The sequence below is a fragment of the Parabacteroides sp. B2-S-102 genome, assembly GCF_023656665.1.
In the GTDB taxonomy this organism is placed as follows: domain Bacteria; phylum Bacteroidota; class Bacteroidia; order Bacteroidales; family Tannerellaceae; genus Parabacteroides; species Parabacteroides distasonis.
On the sequence record NZ_JAMOKM010000008.1, the window covers coordinates 193,999 to 215,787 of the forward strand.

The window sequence follows — 21,789 nt, forward strand, 5'->3', positions numbered from 1 at the left end:
AGTTGCTTTTTTATGAGATCGCATACCCGTAGGGAGGCTTTTCTTGCGATGGGCATTCAAGCCTGTTTATAATGGGCATCGTAAGCACCTTACAATGGGCATTGTCACGACCTAACAATGCCCATCGAGGTTTGCTTGGCCTCGGCTTCCCTATGGTACGCAAAGATAATTAATTATTTCGTAATGCCTTTCTTATTTTGCGGCGTCTTCGTTTTACGCCGTTGGCGGCGAATACGGCATAGACCGTCGGAACAATAATCAAGGTAATCAAGGTGGATACGGAAAGACCCCAAGCCACGGTCATACCCATCGAGCGCCACATCTCGGAACCCTCGCCGGTTCCCACCGCCATCGGGATCATACCCAAAACGGTCGTCAATGTTGTCATCAATACCGGGCGAAGACGGGATTTTCCGGCAGTCACTACCGATGTGATAATACCCATGCCACGTTCCCGACATAAGATCGTATAGTCGATCAGCACGATACCGTTTTTAACCACGATACCCATCAACATGATCACGCCGATCAAAGCCATAACGCCCAATGGTGTCTGCGTGACCGCCAATCCCAATACGATACCTGTAAAGGCGAACGGGATAGAGAACATGATCACGAACGGGTCTACCAACGACTCGAACTGGGCAGCCATCACGATGAATACCAAGATGATGATCAATACCATCAAGATACCCAAATCGGTAAATGTATCCTGCTGATCTTCGAATGTTCCACCCAACTGCCAACTTACGTCGGATGGGATATCCATTTGTTTCAACTCGTTCCGGGCGGCGGCAACCAAGTCGCTCAATGCCGCTCCCTTACCCGCTACGGCAGATACGGTGATCACACGCTCACGGTCTTTACGCTCGATGGTCGGGGGAGTCATACGTTCCACTACCTTGCCTAAATCACGGATGCGGATGCCTTTGCCCTCATTGTTATAGATCAAAATATTCTCAAGATCCTCTACGGACTCACGGAACTCTGGGGCGTAACGTACCTTGATATCATACTCATCTCCATCCTCACGATATTTTGAAGCGGTGGAACCATTTACACGGTTTCGGAGATACATAGAGGCGGTTGTTACGTTCAGCCCGTTGATGGCCAGTTTCTCCCGGTCGAAGTCGATCTGGTATTCCGGGATATAATCCTCACGGCTGATATTTACTTGCGAGCATCCTTTTACATTTCTCATACGACGGGCGATCTCATTCGCCACGGCATCCGTCTGGGCGAAATCAAAACCATAGATCTCGATGTTAACCGAGGTCTCTCCACCCATAGAACCTTCCTGCCCTCCGGCGAGTACCTCGAATTTCTTGATCTCGCTGTATTGGGCTAAGTCCTGCCGCATCAACTCGCAAATCTCGGTAAGACCTCTCTCACGGTCGCCCACGCTAGTTAGGTTTATATTGAACTCGATAATATGCGTACCGTTATTGCTTAGCTGGGCGAAGGTATTATCCGTATCCGCCGTACCTTCCGTGAAGTTACTGATTAGGATCTCCGGATATTTCTCACGGAACTTCTTGTCGATGTCGAGAGCTAACTCACGGGTAATATCCTGCCGTGTACCGATCGGCAACTCAATCGTTATGCCGATGCGTGCGTTATCTTGTGTCGGGAAAAATTCCGTCTTGATAACCGGGATCAGCATCATACTGCCGATGAAGATCAGCGTAGCGCCTACGATCACCGTTTTCCGGTGGCGTACGGCCCAGTTCAAGAAGCGTCCGTAACCGCGATCCAAGGCGTTCAATCCCTTTTCGATAGGCGTGAAGAACATCCGGTACAATTTACCCTTCTCCGGTTGCTGGCGTAATAACTGTGAGCAAAGCATCGGGGTCAATGTCAAGGCGCCTACCGTAGAAACGATCATGATGATACTAACGATCCATCCCAACTGCTTAAATAAGATACCCGCCATACCCGTAACCATCGTCAACGGCAAGAACACCGCTAACATCGTAAGGGTGGAGGCGATAACCGAGATAGCCACCTCGTTCGTGGCGTGTACAGCGGCCTGTTTCGGCTGGCTACCCCGCTCGATATGGGTCGTTACGTTCTCCAATACCACGATAGCGTCGTCCACCACCATACCGATAGCGATAGAAAGTGAGCTCAATGAGATAATGTTTAACGTATTGCCCGAGGCCAGCAAATAAGCGAAAGAAGCGATCAAGGAGATCGGGATGGTTAAGATAATGATAAACGTAGCCCTCCAGCGTCCCAAGAACACGAATACCACCAACATAACGATGATAAAGGTAATCATGATCGTCTCTTTCAAGCTATCGATCGTATTCAAGATATTCGTGGAAGTATCCATGATTACGTCCAGCTTCACGTCTGAGGGTAAGCTAGCCTGTATCTCCGGAAGTTTCTGGTGTACCTTCTTGGCGATGTTCACCGAGTTCGCTCCGGACTGTTTCTGTATGACGATCATACCACCTTTCGTGCCGTTGTTGAACGTTTCTTGCGCACGTTCCTCGATACTGTCCTCTACACGGGCCACGTCACGCAGATATACGTTCTTTCCGTTCTGGCTACCGATCACTAGGTCTAGCATCTGCTTAGCGTCCGTGAATTCTCCTTGAACACGCAAGGAGTAGGTATTAGAACCGATATCTACGCTACCTCCCGGTGTATTCCGGTTCTCTTGCGCGATGATGGTAGAGATACCTTCGATGGTCTGGCCGTAAGCCTCCAACTTGTACGGGTCGCAATACACTTGCAACTCACGGATCGGCGTACCGGAGATAGACACGGCACCCACGCCACTGATACGGGCCAATGGGTTGGATACCTTATCGTCCAAGATCTTGTAAAGAGCGTTCGTGCTCTCCTCCGCGGTCACGGAAAGGATCAAGATAGGGATATCGTCCGTACCGAACTTGAAGATGATCGGATTCTCTACGTCATCGGGTAGGGAAGACTCTACCATGTCCAGTTTGTCGCGGACATCGTTCGTGGCGACATCGATATCGATGCCATAATTAAATTCCAACGTTACGATCGATATATTCTCACGGGATTGCGACGTGATATGCTTCAAGTCGCTTACGCTATTCAACACGTTTTCCAAGGGCTTCGAAACATTCATCTCGATATCCGAAGCACTGGCGCCGGGATAGGCCGTCATCACCATGATGGTGTTCGTCTCTATCTCCGGAAGCAAGTCCACTGATAACCTGCTTAAGGAAAAAAGTCCGAAGATCACGATCGCCACAAATACAAGGGCGGTCGATACGGGCTTTCTTACCGCTGTTCCATATAAACTCATAGTCTGTTATTCGTTTTCGATTTCAACTTCCATACCGTTCGTCAGGCGGCTTTGCCCGGTGATAACCACTTGGTCGCCATCCTCCACTCCGGATATGATCTCATATTTATCACCCATACGGCGTCCTAGCTTCACCTTCTGGTAGGAGACCTTATCGTCTTTGCATACATAGATATACCGGTCGCCGGCACCTGATTGTTTTACGATAGAGCGATCCGGGGCCACCACGTGATCCATATGGCCGAAACTCATCGTCACCCGGGCGAACATACCCGGTCGCACTCGCTCATCCGAGTTGGCGATCTTGATCTCCACGGGGAACGTGCGGGTAGCGGGATCGATCGTCGGATAAACCAAGTTGACTTTACCCTTGAAAACCTCGTCTCCGTACACATCCAGCCGGATATCTACCTCATGGCCTTTCTTCGCTTTCGTAAAAAGACTCTCGGAGACATTCACCATTAATTTGACCGGACGGATTTCCTCCACTGTGTAGATTGGGTTTCCGCCGCTGTACATATCGCCGCTATCGTAGTTGCGGGCGGTTACGATTCCGCTGATCGGGCTTAGCAATTGGGTGTTCTCCACCAAGTTTTTATACGTCTCTCGAGCCACTTCCAAGGAAGTCTTTTGGGCATCCCAAGCGGATTTGGAAGCACCACCTACCTTATACAACTCGTCGATACGTTTGAACTCGATCTCTTGGTTGTCCAATTGTATCTTCGCTTGCTTTAGGCTGGTAGCGTCCATCTTGGCTAATAACTGCCCGGCTTTTACATGGTCGCCTACCTCGGCGAAGATTTTCTCGATACGGAATGGGGTTTGGGGAGCGATATTATTTTTGATATTCGCTTCCACCGTAGCGGTAAATTCACTGAGTTGCTCCACGTCTTGAACAGAGACCGTCTCCACTTTCACCTTTACTTTCTCATTCTGTGTTTCCGTGGCTTCCTCACTCTTATTACCCGAGCAAGACATCAGCAGGGCCAATGTAGCTATCGGTATTACTTTCAGCATTTGACTTGTCTTCATATAATTGTTCCTAATTATTATCTATTAAACTTTCAATTTTTAATTTTCAATTCATCTGTTCGTTACCCAATACTTTCTCCAGATCCGCCTTCGCTACCATATAGTCGTAGATAGATTGGTTGAAGTTCAACCGGGCCTGCGTCAAGGCAAGTTCGGCATCGTTCATCTCCAGCCATGTACCGGCTCCGGTGTCGTACCGTTTTTGCGAGATCATATATCCCCGTTCCGCTTGCTCGACCCCCTTTTGGGCGGCGTCGAACTTCTTGATACAGGTATTCATATTATCTATGTACTGTTTAACGGCCAACTGCAAATTGCGCTTGGTATCGTCCCGTTGCAGGTTTAATTGGTCGATGGAGACTTTCGTCTGCTTTACCTTATAAAATTTACTACCTCCGGAGAAGATAGGAACCGATAACGTGATACCGATCATCGAATAGGGGTTCCATCTGTAATTCTTGAACTTGAAGTCATTGTTCATGGCGCTCCATTGATATAGACCGGTCAGCGACAAGGTCGGCAGATAATCGAATTTCTGCATGACCAGCGTCTTTTTCAGCTGTTCCGCCTGAAGGTCTAATTGTTTCAAGTCCGTATTCTCGGATAAGGTTGTATCCGTGGATAGATAGTCGGCGAAGAGGCTGGACTTGAAATCCGTCAGTTGTCCGTCGCAATCGATATTTAAATCCAGATCCATGCCCAATAACGCTTTTAACTGCCATTTAGCCAAGGTAAGGGAGTTCTCTGCCTGCAACAGATTAGGCTCTGTATTCTTTACCGTCACATCGGCACGTATCAAGTCGTATTCAGCTACGGTTCCCTGTTCATACTTCCGTTTGATATCCAGATAATTCTCCATGGCATTGTCGTAACTTTGCTTGAATACCCGGTAAGAGTCGCTTGCCAGAAGGACGGCGTAAAAGCTCTTTTTCACTTGGTTCACCATCGCTATTTTAGAAGAGCGAGCTTGCTCCACCGCCAATTCCACGTCTAAGGCCGAGATACTCAAGCTTTTCCATAAGGAGGCGTTCACCAGTGGCATGGAAGCGTTGAAGCCCAAGCTCCAGTTGTTGCTACGTCCTACCTCGAAGCCCTCGTCCATACTCGACATGTCCGTGCCTTCGGGCAAGCTGCCGCCTCCCATGTCACCCATGTCGAAATCCATATACATCACCTGTTTCTTCAAGGTGCGGTTGTAGTCCCCCGCAAAACTGATCTGCGGAAATAGAGAAGCGTACGAGCCTTTACGTGCGTACTTTTTCTTCTGTATTTCTTTATCGGCAACTTTTACGGTCGGGTTCTCGCTAAGGGCGATCTCTAGCGCTTTTCCAAGATCCAGTTTCAGGGTGTCTTGAGCCAGAACCGGTCTCGCCGCCAGAAAAGGCAATACCATAAATGTGACCAACATCATTTTTCTACTCATCAATAATCGTTTCATTTAGGATAGATTTTGTCTGTGATTAAACTCATTAAGTGTTCGCTATAAATCATAGGATTGTTTGAGATCGAATCGGTCTAGGATCGCTCTTCCCTTCTCGGTACTGATCCCTTTCAGGAATGTGAGGAGGATCGTGTTGTATACCTCGGTGATGGAATGCTTGCAGAAGACATTGGAAGGCCGCAACATCTTCGTCTGCTCTTTCACCAGTAAGGCCATGATCTCGAAGTTGATCCCCTCTTGGAACACGCCCTCTTTAACGCCCCGTGTGAACAAGTCCATACACCTCTTACCCATTCTCGCTTTATTCATCTCTATTTTTTGTTGGGCTTTCGGATATTTCTTCAAGTCCTCGTAAAACTTCTCGTTGAACCATCTCGGGTTTTTCATCATCTCCTCATAGAAGAGCAGGATTACTTCCAAGGCATTGAAAGGTTCTTTTTCCAATCCTGTCAGATATTGTCCGAGCGATTCGGTATTGTGATCGATCCCCTCGATCAGCAAGGTTTCCTTGTCCTCGAACGACTCGTAAAGTGTACGCTTGGAGATGCCAGCCGCTTTCGCTACATCATCCATACTCACACTCTTGATGCCATATTGAGAAAAAAGATCGAACGCCGTATTAATAATCTGTTCTTTTATCATATTCTTTTTTGTTACGTCAAAAGTAGCCGGGGCAATCCCTGTATACAAGTAAAAAGCGCTGACTCGTCCGTTGGAATCGACCAATGACCGGATATTCCCGTCGAATCTATTCGCAAAGGTCTGATATATTTAGAAAACCAGAAAGGTTTATACTGTTACGGTATTGGTATGGAATGAAACAGGATATTGTCAAAAATTCTTGTTATTCGTTCAATTTTGGATGAAAATTGGTTAAAAACGAAATAGTGGGTGGTCTTTGGCTTTTTATTTCTATCTTTGTCCGAGGTGATAATAAAAATCTACAGATAGATATGAAAAATTTACCTTTAATTGAAGTCACTGAGTTAATCAAGGGAATTGAGTCCAGCGACAACTTTCAAGATGATTTATCGATAGCGGATCTGAACGGAGATTTGATTAATTACGAGGAAAAAAGGCTGGAGCATTCCACCCCGATGCGTTTAAATGCCTTGTTGATGATCTTGGTACAGGAAGGTACTGCTGATATTTCGGTAGACTATATTCCATATAAGATAGAGAAGAATACGTTTATAACCTTGATGCCGACTCATATCATACAGGTATCGAAAGTGAGCAAAGATTTGAGAGGGCGTTTGTTGATCGTGTCCAGATCTTTTCTGGATGGATATACTACCCCGGCAGGGAAAAAGAACTCTATGGTGCATTATATGCAGATCCGTAAGAATCCATGTGCTGCGATGAGTGCCGAGGAGACTGAGCATATATCCGGCCAATTCTCCATCTTACGGGAAAAGATGAAGCTGCGTACCCATTTTTTCCAGAAGGAGGCTCTCCAAAACGCCTTAGTCGGTTTCTTTATCGAGTTGGCTAATATCTTTATGGGTAAGAAGGAGCTGATGACGGCACCTACACTCTCCCGGAAGGAGGAGCTTTTCGAGCAGTTCCTGCAATTGCTTTTCGAGCATTGCAAGGAGCAGCACGTCGTTACTTTCTATGCCGAGAAATTATTTATTACCCCACAGTATCTTTCGCTTATCTTGAAAGAGCTAACGGGTAAATCAGCGAATAAATGGATTGACGACGCCTTGATCGTCGAGGCCAAGATGCTGTTGAAGGCCCCGCAAGCCACGGTTCAGCAAGTAGCGGATATACTCCACTTCTCCGATCAATCCACTTTCGGTAAGTTTTTCAAGAAGCATATGGGTATATCACCCATGGAATACCGGAAATCATAATCCGGTATTTTCTATACGCTTGCGGAACTTATACCAGTTGATCAACTCACAAGCCCCGTAGAAAATGCTGGCTACACCGAAGATTACGAATGTATTTGCCGCCGCCCCGAACGGGTAGGCAAGAATCATTACTCCGGTTATCAAGATCAAAGCCGGCATCAGGTAGAACCCCAACGGTACATTGCTCCATTTCCTTGCGGATATCAATGAAACCAATTGCTGTACACCGGCAATTACCAATAAGGCTCCGAGTAAGTACATTAATATATTCACGAAGAACTCGGGCATGATCACCAACCACGCTCCGAACAGTACGCTTCCCGCTGCCTCGATAGGAAACATCGGTTTCTCCCCGTTCTCGTTCTTCGGTCGGGTGAAATAGCTGAGGATAGCGAATAATCCCGGTAAAATGAATAGTATACCGATCGTGATAACCAGATAGGTTATGGCTGCTTCCGGCCATAATACCAAAACAAACCCTAATACCATCGCGAATGCGCTACGTAAAACCGCGCCATTAATAGATCTCATATGTTTTTATTTTAGATTTCACTTATAATATGACAAAGGTATATATTCTTTCCGACTTTTTTTACCTTTGTGCGCCATAAAGCAGTATCAGGAAAAACATCGAAATATATCCCTCTTGAATGCATGCTTCGCGTAAAAAGACAAACTTGAAATCATCTAACGAATAATAATACTAAAACAAAAAATGAAGCGTATAGTTTTTTTGGATTACGTGCGTGTGTTTGCGTGCTTCCTTGTCATGGTTGTCCACGCCAGTGAAAACTTTTATGGAGCTGAGGGCTCCACGGATATGGTGGGACCGCAATCTTATCTGGCCAATGAGGCTGATCGGTTGTGGGTAGCCGTATACGATGGTTTCTCACGCATGGCGGTGCCATTGTTTATAATTGTCTCCGCCTTTCTTCTTGCGCCGATGAAGGCAGGGCTGACCTCTTGGCAATTCTACCGTCAGCGTTGTATTCGCATCTTACCGCCGTTTTTCATATTTATGATACTATACAGCACTTTACCCTTGCTGTGGGGGCAGATAGATGCCGAGACATCATTGAAAGATATATCGAGAATATTCTTGAACTTTCCTTCACAGGCCGGACATTTGTGGTTCATGTACCCTTTGATCAGCCTCTATTTATTTATACCCGTAATATCGCCATGGTTGAATAAAGCCACGGCGAAAGAAGAGCGTTTTTTCATCGGCTTGTTTCTGTTGTCGACCTGTATGCCCTATCTCAATCGTTGCTTCGGCGAGGTGTGGGGACAATGTTTTTGGAACGAATACCATATACTGTGGTACTTCTCCGGTTATTTAGGATACCTCGTACTGGCACATTATATACATGTCCATCTTACATGGAACCGTTCTAAACGTTTGGTTATCGGAATCGCCTCGATGGTCGTCGGTGCCTTGCTGACGATTTATTCCTTCTATGTCCAAGCGATACCCGGAGTAACTCTTGTCACACCTGAGATAGAGATCGGATGGGCTTTCTGTACGATTAACTGTGTGCTTCTTACGGCGGGTACGTTCCTCGCTTTTACTTGCATAGGCAATTCGAAATCTCCACGACTCATAACAGAGATGTCTAAACTCAGCTACGGTATGTACCTTATGCATATATTTTGGCTCGGATTGTGGGTAACGGTGTTTAAGCACAACTTAGCCTTGCCTACTGTCGCCGCCATACCATGCATTGCGGTAAGTACATTTATCTGCTGTTATGTGACGACAAAGATTATCTCATTAATACCGGGCAGTAAATGGATTATAGGATGAGTATAGGATAGCTCTGTCATTTGGCGCGGTTACTTTGTAAACAAGATGATAAGATTACCTGTTATTTGGAAAAAATCGTATATTTACGATATTCAAATAAATCCCGGGTAATAATGATGACGAGAACAGTTTTTATACTTTTGATATCGAGCCTTTGTACGCTAAGTTATTGTACGCCGAGGACCGAGCCTGCTCAAACCGAGGTCTTAACTCCTGTGGATTCTATATCGAAGGATTCCGCTGTGATCGTGGAGACTTTGCCTCCCCGTATCGAAATAGAGAAAGAGCTGCTTTACGATAAGCATACTTTAGAAGATACTTACCCCTATAAAGATACGACACGGGAGTTCCAGTGGGAGAAAATGAAAGAAAGATTATCCTTATTGGAGTCGATCCAAAGGGAGCCGTCTCAATGGGCGATCTTGCAGAACTATAAAAACAGGAATGGAGAGGCTCCTCTTGTAAAAGTCTTCAAGAGAGATGCCTATAAGAGGGTTTCCGATACGCTTGGTGTAGAACGCTATCAATCCGTCCCGCTTTATTTGCTGACTGATACCGTGACTCCCGAGATCTATGGACGTGACGGTAGCTTGGTTCGTATCAAGGCGATGGATGAGGATTCTAAATTCGCTCGTATACAAACCGTGTACGATGGGGAGGAGGAGTGGTATGCTCCGAAGAAATATATCAAGCAAATAGGGGATACGGTAGTCTTCGATAAGGCGATCTTCGTGGATCGTCATAACCAGAATATCGCGACCTTGGAGCACGTCGGCTCGAAATGGTTGGTTCGTAGCATGAACCCTGCGACTACCGGACAGCATCGTCCTCCTTATGCGCAGGAAACCCCGTTGGGAATGTATGTTCTCCAAGAAAAAAAGTCTCGCATGATCTATTTGGTAGACGGTTCCAAGGAGACTGGCGGATTCGCTCCTTATGCCAACCGTTTTACGAATGGGGCGTATATCCATGGCGTACCGGTCAACGCTCCTCGTAAATCGTTGATCGAATATAGTCCTTCGTTGGGAACGACACCCCGGTCTCATATGTGTGTGAGAAACGCGACTTCGCATGCGCAATTTGTTTACGATTGGGCGCCTGTTAATGAGACGATTGTTTTTGTATTAGAATAAAAATCATAACTTTGCGGCGTTATTGTTTTTTAGTATGCGAAGGATTTTCTTGTATTTGTTTTTTATTGTCTTGTCTGTAGGTTCAATTTCAACCGGTGGCGTTTTGCGTGCCCTATCTCCGGAAACGGGATCAACGTCTGTGGCGGTTATGGGGCGCCAATTATATGAGGAGATGCGATTGGATCAATGGGTTTGTTTCGATGCGTTTATGCAGGGGCTTAGAGGTTCCGAGAAGATTGATCGGAAAAATAAGGATATCCTTACATTGATCGATTTCTCTAAACCTTCTACGGCGGAGCGTATGGTTGTATTGGATATACGGCAAAAGAGAATACTTTACACCTCTTTGGTTTCTCACGGTAAGAATAGCGGAGGGAATTATGCGACCTCTTTCTCGAACGAGAACGGTTCTCATAAAAGCTCTTTAGGATTTTATCTGACGGAAAATACGTACCAAGGTCGGAATGGCTATTCGCTTATCCTAAATGGATTGGAAAAAGGAATAAATGATTTGGCTAAGCAAAGGGCGATTGTAATTCATGGCGCCTCTTATTCCGATCCTTCTGTGGCAGCTTCCTCGGGTCGGTTAGGACGTAGCTTTGGTTGCCCTGCGTTGCCTGTATCTGTCAGTAAGCCAATTATTAATACGATAAAGAATGGAACCCTTTTATTTATTTACGCCAACGATAAGAACTATCTGACGCAAAGTTCCATTCTATCCACTCAACAAGAAAATGATATTTTTCATGAAAAAAGTTACCGAAAAGTTTTGTAGTTTAAAATAAAGGCGTACCTTTGCACCGCAATCAGAGATAAACACTATGAATTGCAAAACGGGGTGTAGCGCAGTCCGGTTAGCGCACCTGCTTTGGGAGCAGGGGGTCCCAAGTTCGAATCTTGGTACCCCGACTTAGAAAAAGGGAAATGGTTGGTATTCAACTGTTTCCCTTTAACTGTTTTAATACCCCCGGGACAGGAATGGGACATAAGTTATCAAAGTGCCTCGTTTTAACATAACGGGACAATTTTGAGACAGGAAATGTCTGTAAGATTTTTAGTGTAAATGTCTTAGCGTTGATTTTAATTTAAAATTGACGTTAAAAAAAAATGCCTAAAAGGAAACAAAGTTCGAGTGTTTTGAGCATCGTAGCTTATACTCCGCCTCAATTATATGTCGGTGTGGAATGGTATATCGGATTTATGGCCTTCGATCCAGCAAAGGGAAAGATGCGCCGAAAAAAAATCAAGCTTAATCATATTTCGAAAATAGGAGAGAGGAGGATCTATGCGAAAGATTTGATCAATCGTCTTTCGGAACAACTTCGAAGAGGTTGGAACCCATGGATTGAACGGGAATCAGCATTATCTTATGTATTTATTGATGATGCCATAGAACATTTCTTTCGGATACAGAAAAAATATTTGGATGATGACATTATCCGAGAAGCTACTTATGTGGAATATCAATCAAAGATTAGGAATCTCAAGAAATACAATGAGTCGTTGAAACAGTCGGCTACGTATATTTACCAAATTGATCAGCGCTTTTTGCAAGAGTTTTTGGATCATATATACATTGATCGCGGCAATACGGCCAAAACTCATGATAACTACATAAGGGTTTTGAGTGTATTTTGTAAATTCCTAGTACGCTCTGGATATCACAAAACGAATATGGCCGAAGGTTTGCAAATTTTAGGAAAGCGGCATTATCAAAAAAACAGGACAGTCTTGTCTATAAAAGATCTTGAGCGCTTACGGAACTACTTGATGGGGAATAATAAACATTTCTTGCTAGCCTGTTACATTGAATATTATTGCCTTATTCGCCCTAAAGAGATGTCAATGCTGAAAATAAGGGATATATCGTTTAAGAATCAAACGATTTTAGTTAGTGGTGATATATCGAAGAACCGAAAAGATGCGGTGGTTACATTGAATAAAAAGGTTATTCAATTGATGATAGATTTGAAAATCTACCAATATCCGATGAATTATTATCTTTTCTCAGATTCTTTCAAACCAGGAGAGAGTGGAAGAACCGAGAAACAGTTTAGGGATTATTGGTTATCCCATGTTATGAGAGATTTAAAGTTTTCGAAGGATTATAAGTTCTATTCCCTAAAAGATTCCGGAGTTACAATGATGCTTCGCCAAAATGTGGATGCTCTGTCTGTACGTGATCAAGCTAGGCATTCCTCAATATCAATAACGGATATATATACGCCACATGATTTGAAGGAGGCGAATCCTTTGTTGATGGATTTTGATTCTGGGTTTTAGATAGTAGCAGACTTGGTTGTCAAGTCTGCTACTGTCTAAATTAATATGTTTGCCTTAAAGTCTCTCAATCTCGATAGCGTTCAATAAGACCAATACATTCTTCGCCATTCCCGGCTTGACGGTGAGCGTGACCCCGCCAGATACGTCCACCACCAGCTCGGAGAGGTCATGGAAGTTGTTCACGTAACTGGTCTTCAACGGGAATGACTGGCTGGCACCGCCGCTCTCAAGCACGTAAGACGCCTCGCTCAAGTCATACGTCCTCACCGTGTTGATCAGTATCTTGAACTTATACCGGCCATCGGGGATGGTGAGGTCCATGATGCCCGCCTCGACCGAGTTCGGCTTATACAATATGTTTCTCAACACGTCATCCGGATACACGCCGGAATCATCCCCCGTGACGTTTCCTTGGTACGAGGAGTTCCCCGCGGTAAATCCGGACGCGTTGAAAGTACCTAGCGTACTGCCGTCCCTATTGTAGATGTTGATCTCGGCCAAGGTCTGGGAATCAAGCCGGACCTTGGTGATTCCCGACACGCTGTCATAAGAGGACGAGTTCACGGATAGCCCTGAGCTATAAATCCACCCGAAGGACAATACCGCGGACAGTCCCGTCACCCCGATGGAGGCGCTGGACACGCCGCTCTCCCCCGTATCCGTCCTGACCTTGGCGTATATCGTCTTGCTGCCGGTACCGGATACCGTAAACGTGGCCGGGTTCCGGTAAGCCTGCCATTCCGCACCCGCGAAATCCGCCGACTCAGATAGCATCATCATGGTCGGCACGTCGACTCCGAGGACGTTGAACGCTATGGATAACGTATGGTCGGAGGTGCTGGCGGCACCGCCATCGATCACGATCCCCGCCAGCCCGAACGCCGGGGGATTGTAGGCGATCGAGTCGCCCATCACGGAGGACTCCCCGAAAGCGTTCCCCACCTTGAGATAGACGGTATGATCCCCCTCCACGTTCGACAACCGGTACGGTATGGGACTATCGACGATATCAAGCCACCCGGCCCCCGTGAAATCCGGGGACTCGCTAATCATGTAGCGCGTGACCTTCCCGGTCGCCGAGTAAGCGCAGGATATGGCCGGATCGCTCGTCTCCGTGGCCTCGATAGCGAAAGACACGAGAACCGGCGGGGCGATCAACGCGTTGATCCTCGCCATGTACGGCACCCGCAAGGACGACTTGAGCCGTTGCACGAAATAAAGGGCGTCATCCATGTCCTCCCCGCTCTCCGAGGCCTCGAACCTGGCGGTGTATCTCTCGGCCCTCTCGACGAGGCCGTCCATCATGTTCACGTTTATCATAAACTTTCCGTTATTCATTCCGTATGTAAAACCGTACACGCCATCGTCCGAGGAGGCGGCCCCGGCCTCGATATCCAGCAACAACGTGGTCTCGAACCACTTGAAATTATCGAGTCTCGGCATCTCCACCGTGACGACAAGGTCATTACCCTCGATCCTCTTCGAGATCGACGTGTATCTCTTGAGATACAGGTACTGGTATACCTCGCTGTCGTTGGCGAACCATACCTCGTCGGTACCGGCGGCCCCGTAGGCGGCGTATATGTACTCAAGCACCTCCCTGACGTTGTTCCAGTTCCCGTCATCCACGCCGACCGCCCCGCGCGGACGGTGGCTGCCGAGGCTTCCCCAATGTGCGGAAAGGCCGAGCACGCTGTTGCCGGTGGTCCTCGCCAGTATGCCTCTCAGGTTCTCCACGGACGTGTCGTCCATGAAGTACCTCGGGGTCTGCATCTTCTCGATATCCTTGATCGCCAATACGTCAAGGTTGGTCCCGGCCCCCCGCTCGCGGCAGATGGCCTTGATATCGTCGCAGACAAGGGCCGCCGCCGGGTAGTTCTCGTTACCGTCCGGCGTGCTGGACATGATGGACCGGCCAACGCCGTTCGCCTCCATGTAGTCGTTCACCTCGATCATGCCCCGGGCGATGGATCTCGGGTCCGTCCTGTCCCATACCGTCTCGTCCACGTTGTGGATCATCCACTCGCCATCGAAGTCCTGTATGGCCTTTAGCTCGTCGAAACGCAGGTACGGGTTGGACGCCCCGGCGCTCCCCTCCAGCGGGTGGTGGCCGTATTGCTCCTTGGAGCGTAACGTTATGAGATAGTTGCCGACGGCGAAATATCTCCTCGTGCCGAGACCGTCCGTGTAATATAGGGGGTGTTCCGGGGCATGGCCGGTCGTCCTGTCCGCCCCGAGATGGCAGAAGTTCGCGTCGTCTATCCACTTGCCGGCGAACAGCGCCTGCACCACGGAATAGGCCTGCATGGACGTGTCATCGATACTGTAACCGAAGGCGAAACGCTTGTTGTACTTCAACGGGGCGATCGAGATATCGACCTGTCCGGCGTCGGTGACACCGTCGGGCAACGGGATCGTTATCGTTCCCACGGCCTTCGTCAACACCTTGAGCTGGATCGTATCGACCTTGACGGTGGACTCGGTGATATCATCCCTCAGCTGCATGTACACGGTCTTGAGTCCGGCCCCGTCAGATAACGTATACGGCACCTCCGAGACCCTCGGGCCGGGCCATTCCACCCATCCGGAGACGGACAGGTCGGATGACTCCGATATCCGGTAATGGGTCGGGACACCGTCCTTGTCGGCCATCACCGTCACGTCCCGGCCGTAGGTGGTCGCCTCGTCGTTGTTCACGTAGACGTTCCTGAGGGCGAGGGGCACGTAAGGGTCCTTGTACTCTATGTCGATGACACGGATATTGCTCTCGTTGTACAGGTTCCTGACCTGCACGTATAACGCCTTCTCCCCGAACCCCCCGGACAGGACGTAAGGCACGTCCAGCGTATCGTCCACGATGTCGGTCCAGTCCACGGGGGAGAGGTCTTGCGTCTCGCCGATCCGGAAGGCGGTCGCCGCGCCGACGCAGTTCAGGTGGACGGTCACGTCCGGGAACTTGACCACGCCGTTCTCCTCCTCCACGACCGTGGCGTCACGCAGCCATACGTCCGTGTTCTCCGGGGAGTCGTTGGACCTGTATTCCTCGACGATCACGAACGCGACCTTCGAGTAATTCGCCGTGACGGTCTCCGTGGGATTGATGAAATCAACGTTTATCCCGCCGTTCACGGGAGAGACGTCCTCTATCGCCAACATGTCCCTCGTGTTTCCCAGCTCCCGTATGACAGGCGTGTACACGTCGCCTATACGCATCCTGATGGATATGTCGCCGCCATACCTCGTACCGCCGAATGCCTTGACCGTATACCTGTACTCGTTATCGAGGCCGGAGAACGTCAGTCTCGCCCTTACGGCCTCCGAGCTCGTGTTCCCGTGCGATACGCCCCACATCGGGCCATAGACGGAGGCCGGGATATCCTCGATCTCGCAATAACCCCCGGTATAATTCTGCCCCCATTTAAATGATGAGCCGTCATGGACACGGGTGACCGTCACGCCGGAGACGCGCCCATAGGTATCGACGATCCCGACAAGCGCGGTCTGCCCGTCACCCTCGCCTGCCAGGTTGTTCCAATCGGCTACTTTGGGGGTATCGGCGGAGCACAGGTTGATCTGGTAGATGGCGTTGATGTTCGTGAAATTGCCGATCACGTTCGCGACCCTCACGTCCCTGAATCCCTCCAGCGTAACACCATAATCCGACAGGATGCCGCCAAGGCCATTGTAGGATACGCGGATGTCGGTTTTCTTGTCATAGTCTGCCAGTGAGTCCTGCGGGATGGACAGGACGAGGTTGTTGTGGTTGGCCTCGTCCCTCGTCACGGACAGGACCATCCGGAGGTTCCCGTCCTCCGTGAGCGTGAAGCCAGCCTTGGCCCCGCCGCCGACAATACCGATCGGGAGGTCGAGGGTAAGTATCACCTTGCTGCCGAGCTTGTCGGTGATGGCGTTCCGGATCACGGGTGTCACCTCCTCGGGAAGCAGCGTCCTTGTCTCGACCTCCCCCGTGTAGTCGGAGACGCCGTTCAGGCCCGACACGCGTACCTTGTACCGGTAGACACGCCCGACCGCCAGTCCCATGTCCTCGTAGGTCTGCACGGACTGGTCGTCAACCGTACCCACTTGTGCGTACGCCCCCGTATCGTCAGCCCGATAAATGGCGTAGGAGAGGAAATCGGCGACCTGCCCGGCGTCGTAATCCCATGCCAGCCTGATGGACGTGGCCGTACGGCTTTCCACCCGCAAGCCCGTCGGCGGCTGGATGTCCCGGTATGTCTTGGCGGACACGTACTCGCTCATCGTCCCGGTCTTTTCACCCCTGACGGGACGTATCTTGTAATAGTAGGTGGTATCCGGGAGCAGCCCGGATATCACGGCCTTGTTCTCCACGTCTATGCAGACCGTCTTCAGCAACGTATACCCCGTCTCCGGGAGACCGGACACGAATATCTCATAGCCGGTATCCTCCACGCCGGTGTTGTTCCACCACAGCTCGATGGCGGAGGAGGATACCGTACGGGAAGAGAGGTCCGTGATCTCGCCCCGGTAGTCCGGCTCGGGTATGGCGTCAAAGAAAAAGAACTCCGGGAACTCGGACACGTTCGTCCGGATCATGCCCCGGATGACCTCCCCGGTTCTCTCGTCGCCCGTCCTTCCCCGGATACCCTCCGGATGGAAATCGATGTAGTCGCATACGGCGTCCACCTGCCGCCACGCGTACATCGGGTTTCCCTTGACGGTCCAGACCACGTTGCCGTCATTGTCCAATTGCGGCTCGCTCTCCCAGTTCTCCCGGTCCTGCTCGTATTGCTGGGCCGACAGGGTGTTCTTATGGGGGCTGGCCTTGGCCTGTACAGGCCCGACTATCGGAAAATAAGGATTCTCCGCCTCCGTGGGCAATATGGTAATCTCGTCACCCTCGGCGGGATTCTCCGGATAGGAGGCGGGGACCTTGGTGTAAGACATGTGGCGGTCTTGGTGGTATGGCTTGTTTTGAACGACCCATTCCCCGTTGACATATCTCTCCTTGCGGGAAGTCGGCAATCCGGTACGTTCCTTGTCCCATCCCAGCGTGCTCGGCACGTCCTCCGGGTTAGGGATCTCGGGGACGTGGACGGTGACATGCCTGTACGACGACACGCCGGCGGGAACGGGTATCCCGACACCCTCCACGCCCGTGTTCTGGCTGTCATTCAGGTAAACCACGTACGCGCCCCTGTCCCCGTCCCTTTCCTTGAAACAGGCGATCACGATACGGCTATCCGTATCGACATGTCTCATCCCGGTATACACGTAACCTTTCAAACGGTTGCGGAACGTGGCGATCCACCAGTAGGCGCGGGTTATCGGGTAGGCCCCGTTCCCGAGCAGCTGGCCGAACAGCCCCGTCGTGGCGAAACCTCCCCTCGGATACGTGCACTCATGGGCCTTGATGGCCTCCACCCTGGCGCCCGGGGTATCGTCGGTACAATCGTTCCAGTGGAACATCTCGAACCCGGCCCCGGAGTCATACTTCCCGGCCCCGAAATAGTTGCCCTCGCACTCGGTGGAGTAATAATTGACCATATCGACACCCATCGCCATCATCTGGACGCACGCCCGGATGATCCAGGCCCCCTTGACATCCGAGCGGTGCCGGTCCGGGACGGTCCAGTTCCCAACCTGCCTGCCGGCCTGCGAGTAGCACTGGTACTTGCTGGCGGTCTCCCGGGCTCCCGACTCGCCCCATCCGAACTCGGTGAGCCATACCTCCTTGTCCGGGGCCACACGGTCCCGGAAGGCGCAGACCTTGGGTAGCTCGCCCCCCGTGTCGTTGTTCATGGCCTCCTCGAACGTGATGCCGTATTGCACGGCCTCGTCGCTGCCGCCCTGGTTACCGATATTGCTGAAGTACATGTGCATGGAGAACGCCGCCACCGGGATCGAGGCATCCGTACGTGTGGCCTTCCATCGCAGGATGGCGGGTTGCAGGTATCCCCGGTTCACCGACGCCGTCCCGCCGGCTATGGGCAGGATGCCCCCGTATCTCGTGCCGGGGATGGCCCTGCCGTCCTCGTCCTTGAGCGTCCCCGCATGGCCGTCCGACGAGGCGGACACGACGGCGGCGTACTCCTCGGCGCGCTCGTAGCCCACCCAGCCGTTCCAGTTGGCGTCCGGCTCGTTCTCCGGCTCGATGCCGCTGATAAGGTCAAGCCCCGTCTCCGCGGACTCGTCCTCCGGGAAGAAGAGACCCGTGCCATCGACCTTGGCGCTGCCGTATTTCGCGGCCAAGGCCTGGCATAGCCTGGCGTATGTCTTGTAGGAATTGGCGTCCGTCGTCACCCCGAGGTACCTGTCAAGGCCACCGACACCGCGCCTGGGCACCGGCTTCCACGCTCCCGGGTACCAATAGGCGTCGCATGGACGGTTATGGATCGTAAGGGACCTGTCGTAAAGGCAGGGGTCAAAAACGCCGGTGCTGCAGATATAGGGCTTCAATCCATATCTCTTGTACGTGTTGGTCAAGGTCTCCACAAGGTTTTCCCCCGTCCCGTTGTTCCCGCTCACCCAGGGTATCCGGCTTACCCGGAAACGCATGTCGGCTAGCCGGGCGTAAGGGACCGGCTGGCCGGAGGGGTCGAAGGCGGCGAAATGGCCGAGGGAGATGTACATGCGGGACCTCTCGCCGGAGCACATGCTATGGATGCGCCCTTGCTGGTAGGCGTGCCCGTTCGTGCAGAGGAACTGGTCCACGGTCTTGCGGGTCGTGGAGCGGCGCAGGGGGGACATGATCCCCTCCGGCCGGGTCGAGGCCGGACGGCCGTAAAGCAGCAGGTTCCTCACGCTCTCCAGTGTCCCGTTGTACTCCGGTTCCGGGAATCCCTCGGCCCCCTCGCCCATGACGGGGAGCTTGGAGTTCGATCCGAAATCCATGAGATCCCAAGACAGCTTGATATACCTGCATTGACAGGACCTGAAATCCAATGCCGCCCAAGCGTTGTACTCGATCCTGATCTCGCCGACACGCTCCCAGTCGTAGCCCATGTCCCTCATGCCGTAGACGGAGAATTTGTTCCGGGATGACGTATATACGAACATCTTGTCTATGACGTAGGCGGAGAACAGGTCTATGACGATGTCGAAAGGCGAGGTGTCCCGGCTGTACTTGTACTGGTACCAGAAGGTCGAGTAGCCCTTGTTCGTCATGTCCGGGTACCCGTCATCGAGGAAGACGTTCCTCTCGGTCTCGTCCACCATCCTGCCTACCGAGCAGACGGTCCCGTCCGTGTCGGTGAGATAATTCCTGAGCTGGGGGATGATGTTCCTTTCCGTCAGGTTGATACGGTAGGCCCTCGTCATGTCCTCGCTGCCGACCGTGCGGAAGTACACGGGATCCGAGGCCCCGGATATGTATTCCACCCCGAAATTCACCTTGATGGTTTTCAGGTATACGTAATACTCCCTGTTAGGGACGAGACCCGATATCGTCGTTCTCTGCAGCGTCCCGGGATTCTCGGGCGTCGGGATGGCCGGGACCTTGCGGAGTCCCGCCCACACTTTCGGGTCGTCGGCGTCCACGAGGTCGTTGGCGTATCGCATGTCGTATTCGGTTCCCCTGTCGTAGATGTTATTCGCGTAAGGGGCGGTCCATTGCACCGTGCAGGAGGAGCTGTCCGAGTAGACCACATGGAAGTCCTTGATCTTTTGCGGGCCGGGATAGGTCTTGTCCCCGATGATGGTGCTCGTGTGGATATAGATATATTCCCCGACACGGTTGTAATTCAGTATAGCTATCGTATCGCTATTGAGCGGCAGGTCTATGGTGCCTCTCATCGTGTTGCTCAGCACGATCTGCCGGAGGCCGCTCTGGTAGACCATGACCTTCCCGCATGATCCCTCCCTCGTGTTCCGTATCTCCAGGTTATATATGAGGGTGTCCTGTCCGAGCGCTACCTTGGCGTAAGGGGCCTTCAGGAAGTCGATGGCGATACGGCCGCCGGAGGGTGTCACCTCCCTGAATATCTCCGAGGTGAATACCTTGTCCACCTCCAGCTTGATCTCCTTGTATGCCACGTCCTTCGGGTCCCATACGTACATCCCGTCACCGGCGATGAAGAAGCCGTCCTGTCCGGTCCCCGTTGGATACGCCGCTCTCAGGGACTCCAGGGAAGGGAAGCTGTCCAGCAACCTGTACTCAAGGTTATCCCCCTTGTCTCCCTTGTCACCCTTCAGGCCCATCAATTGCTCAAGGGTGAAGTCCTCGTACCGGAAAGCGTCCCCCCGGTCGCCTTTCTCCCCCTTGAGGCTCTCCAGCTCGACGATATCCTCCCATGACCCGGCGCCAACCTTCCATTGGAGGTGCTTCTCCGTACGCCGGAAGACCACCTTCAGCTCGGACAGGGCGAGCAGGTCCTTCCACTCTCCATTACCCAGTTTCCATTGTACGTGTGTCGTCGTCACGCGAAGATTGACCCGCAGCAAGGACAGGGGGGCCTCCACCACGTCATGTATCCCTCCCGGCATACGAAGGGCCGGGAGGGAGTATACGCTATCGAGGGATGTCACCACCTCCAGGTCTCCGACCCCTGTCGATCCGGATTCCAGGGCCGACTTGATAATGGGTTTCAATATGGCGGCGAGCGCCTTGATGTCATCGGTTGAGTATGCCATTTCGTTATTCGATTGACTGGTTAGACAAATCCATGCGCTTACTTCCCCTTTTTAGCCGGAAGTCTCTTGGGCGTCAGCGCCTCGATCAGCGCGCGTCTCAGAGGCGCGGAGGCGCTGGATATGTCGAGGATCGACAGTATCTCCTTGGCGGTCTCCCCGCCGACCTCGATCGGTCCGTCACTGAAATATATCTCCTTGCCAAAATCGGAGACGGCTATGTCACGGGCCGCCCCCCATACGAGGTTGCCCAGCTCCTTGCGGGTGTCAACGACGATGGGATCGCCCTCGATCGTCGCCTGTACCCTTAAATTCTTGAAATCCACTTTTGCCATGGCTGT

The 21,789-nt window shown here is 51.0% G+C and carries 12 protein-coding genes and 1 tRNA gene; 6 read left to right on the forward strand and 7 right to left on the reverse strand.

The features are described 5' to 3' along the window. Nucleotides 1–169: 169 nt before the first annotated feature. The 4 genes from NBH07_RS12500 to NBH07_RS12515 are packed head-to-tail and all read right to left on the reverse strand — an operon-like array spanning nt 170 to nt 6,404. The gene (locus tag NBH07_RS12500; RefSeq protein WP_005861971.1) at nt 170–3,289 is read right to left on the reverse strand and encodes an efflux RND transporter permease subunit; all 3,120 of its coding nucleotides are present in this window, start codon (nt 3,287–3,289) and stop codon (nt 170–172) included. Between the two features lie 6 nt (nt 3,290–3,295). Then, a complete protein-coding gene (locus tag NBH07_RS12505) occupies nt 3,296–4,321 on the reverse strand; it encodes an efflux RND transporter periplasmic adaptor subunit (RefSeq protein WP_156682544.1) in 1,026 nt (341 codons plus the stop codon). A gap of 46 nt (nt 4,322–4,367) precedes the next feature. Further along, nucleotides 4,368–5,759 (reverse strand): TolC family protein, encoded by a 1,392-nt coding sequence (locus tag NBH07_RS12510; protein WP_008780850.1) that lies wholly within the window; start codon nt 5,757–5,759, stop codon nt 4,368–4,370. A gap of 42 nt (nt 5,760–5,801) precedes the next feature. Then, nucleotides 5,802–6,404: a TetR/AcrR family transcriptional regulator gene (locus NBH07_RS12515; RefSeq protein WP_005861978.1), complete on the reverse strand. Its 603-nt coding sequence runs from the start codon at nt 6,402–6,404 to the stop codon at nt 5,802–5,804. 311 nt (nt 6,405–6,715) lie between these two features. Between NBH07_RS12515 and NBH07_RS12520 the strand changes: the two genes are divergently transcribed. Continuing rightward, a complete protein-coding gene (locus NBH07_RS12520; RefSeq protein WP_005861981.1) occupies nt 6,716–7,621 on the forward strand; it encodes a helix-turn-helix domain-containing protein in 906 nt (301 codons plus the stop codon). Here the strand turns inward: NBH07_RS12520 and NBH07_RS12525 are convergent. Continuing rightward, nucleotides 7,616–8,152, reverse strand: coding sequence for an HdeD family acid-resistance protein (locus NBH07_RS12525; RefSeq protein WP_008774007.1), 537 nt, complete (start codon nt 8,150–8,152; stop codon nt 7,616–7,618). The genes NBH07_RS12520 and NBH07_RS12525 overlap by 6 nt on opposite strands. Before the next feature lie 184 nt (nt 8,153–8,336). Between NBH07_RS12525 and NBH07_RS12530 the strand changes: the two genes are divergently transcribed. From NBH07_RS12530 to NBH07_RS12550, 5 genes are all read left to right on the forward strand, one after another. Beyond that, nucleotides 8,337–9,425: an acyltransferase gene (locus NBH07_RS12530; RefSeq protein ID WP_009018510.1), complete on the forward strand. Its 1,089-nt coding sequence runs from the start codon at nt 8,337–8,339 to the stop codon at nt 9,423–9,425. Nucleotides 9,426–9,538: 113 nt separating this feature from the next. Then, entirely contained in the window at nt 9,539–10,558 is a 1,020-nt protein-coding gene (locus NBH07_RS12535; protein ID WP_009018509.1) for a L,D-transpeptidase, read from the forward strand. 34 nt (nt 10,559–10,592) lie between these two features. After that, nucleotides 10,593–11,333 (forward strand): murein L,D-transpeptidase catalytic domain family protein, encoded by a 741-nt coding sequence (locus NBH07_RS12540; RefSeq protein WP_005861989.1) that lies wholly within the window; start codon nt 10,593–10,595, stop codon nt 11,331–11,333. 59 nt (nt 11,334–11,392) lie between these two features. Continuing rightward, nucleotides 11,393–11,467, forward strand: a tRNA-Pro gene (locus NBH07_RS12545). A gap of 198 nt (nt 11,468–11,665) precedes the next feature. Continuing rightward, nucleotides 11,666–12,841: a tyrosine-type recombinase/integrase gene (locus NBH07_RS12550; RefSeq protein ID WP_009018508.1), complete on the forward strand. Its 1,176-nt coding sequence runs from the start codon at nt 11,666–11,668 to the stop codon at nt 12,839–12,841. A 54-nt stretch (nt 12,842–12,895) separates the two neighbouring features. Here the strand turns inward: NBH07_RS12550 and NBH07_RS12555 are convergent, their stop codons facing one another. Beyond that, nucleotides 12,896–21,451, reverse strand: coding sequence for a fibronectin type III domain-containing protein (locus NBH07_RS12555; protein ID WP_009018507.1), 8,556 nt, complete (start codon nt 21,449–21,451; stop codon nt 12,896–12,898). A 38-nt stretch (nt 21,452–21,489) separates the two neighbouring features. Further along, nucleotides 21,490–21,783: a hypothetical protein gene (locus NBH07_RS12560; protein WP_009018506.1), complete on the reverse strand. Its 294-nt coding sequence runs from the start codon at nt 21,781–21,783 to the stop codon at nt 21,490–21,492. Between the last annotated feature and the right edge of the window lie 6 nt (nt 21,784–21,789).

What these genes read in the sequence shown, in the direction of transcription:
- NBH07_RS12500 (WP_005861971.1), bottom strand. Translation starts at nt 3,289, where the DNA reads ATGAGTTTATATGGAACAGCGGTAAGAAAGCCCGTATCGACCGCCCTT.
- NBH07_RS12505 (WP_156682544.1), bottom strand. Translation starts at nt 4,321, where the DNA reads ATGAAGACAAGTCAAATGCTGAAAGTAATACCGATAGCTACATTGGCC.
- NBH07_RS12510 (WP_008780850.1), bottom strand. Translation starts at nt 5,759, where the DNA reads ATGAAACGATTATTGATGAGTAGAAAAATGATGTTGGTCACATTTATG.
- NBH07_RS12515 (WP_005861978.1), bottom strand. Translation starts at nt 6,404, where the DNA reads ATGATAAAAGAACAGATTATTAATACGGCGTTCGATCTTTTTTCTCAA.
- NBH07_RS12520 (WP_005861981.1), top strand. Translation starts at nt 6,716, where the DNA reads ATGAAAAATTTACCTTTAATTGAAGTCACTGAGTTAATCAAGGGAATT.
- NBH07_RS12525 (WP_008774007.1), bottom strand. Translation starts at nt 8,152, where the DNA reads ATGAGATCTATTAATGGCGCGGTTTTACGTAGCGCATTCGCGATGGTA.
- NBH07_RS12530 (WP_009018510.1), top strand. Translation starts at nt 8,337, where the DNA reads ATGAAGCGTATAGTTTTTTTGGATTACGTGCGTGTGTTTGCGTGCTTC.
- NBH07_RS12535 (WP_009018509.1), top strand. Translation starts at nt 9,539, where the DNA reads ATGATGACGAGAACAGTTTTTATACTTTTGATATCGAGCCTTTGTACG.
- NBH07_RS12540 (WP_005861989.1), top strand. Translation starts at nt 10,593, where the DNA reads ATGCGAAGGATTTTCTTGTATTTGTTTTTTATTGTCTTGTCTGTAGGT.
- NBH07_RS12550 (WP_009018508.1), top strand. Translation starts at nt 11,666, where the DNA reads ATGCCTAAAAGGAAACAAAGTTCGAGTGTTTTGAGCATCGTAGCTTAT.
- NBH07_RS12555 (WP_009018507.1), bottom strand. Translation starts at nt 21,451, where the DNA reads ATGGCATACTCAACCGATGACATCAAGGCGCTCGCCGCCATATTGAAA.
- NBH07_RS12560 (WP_009018506.1), bottom strand. Translation starts at nt 21,783, where the DNA reads ATGGCAAAAGTGGATTTCAAGAATTTAAGGGTACAGGCGACGATCGAG.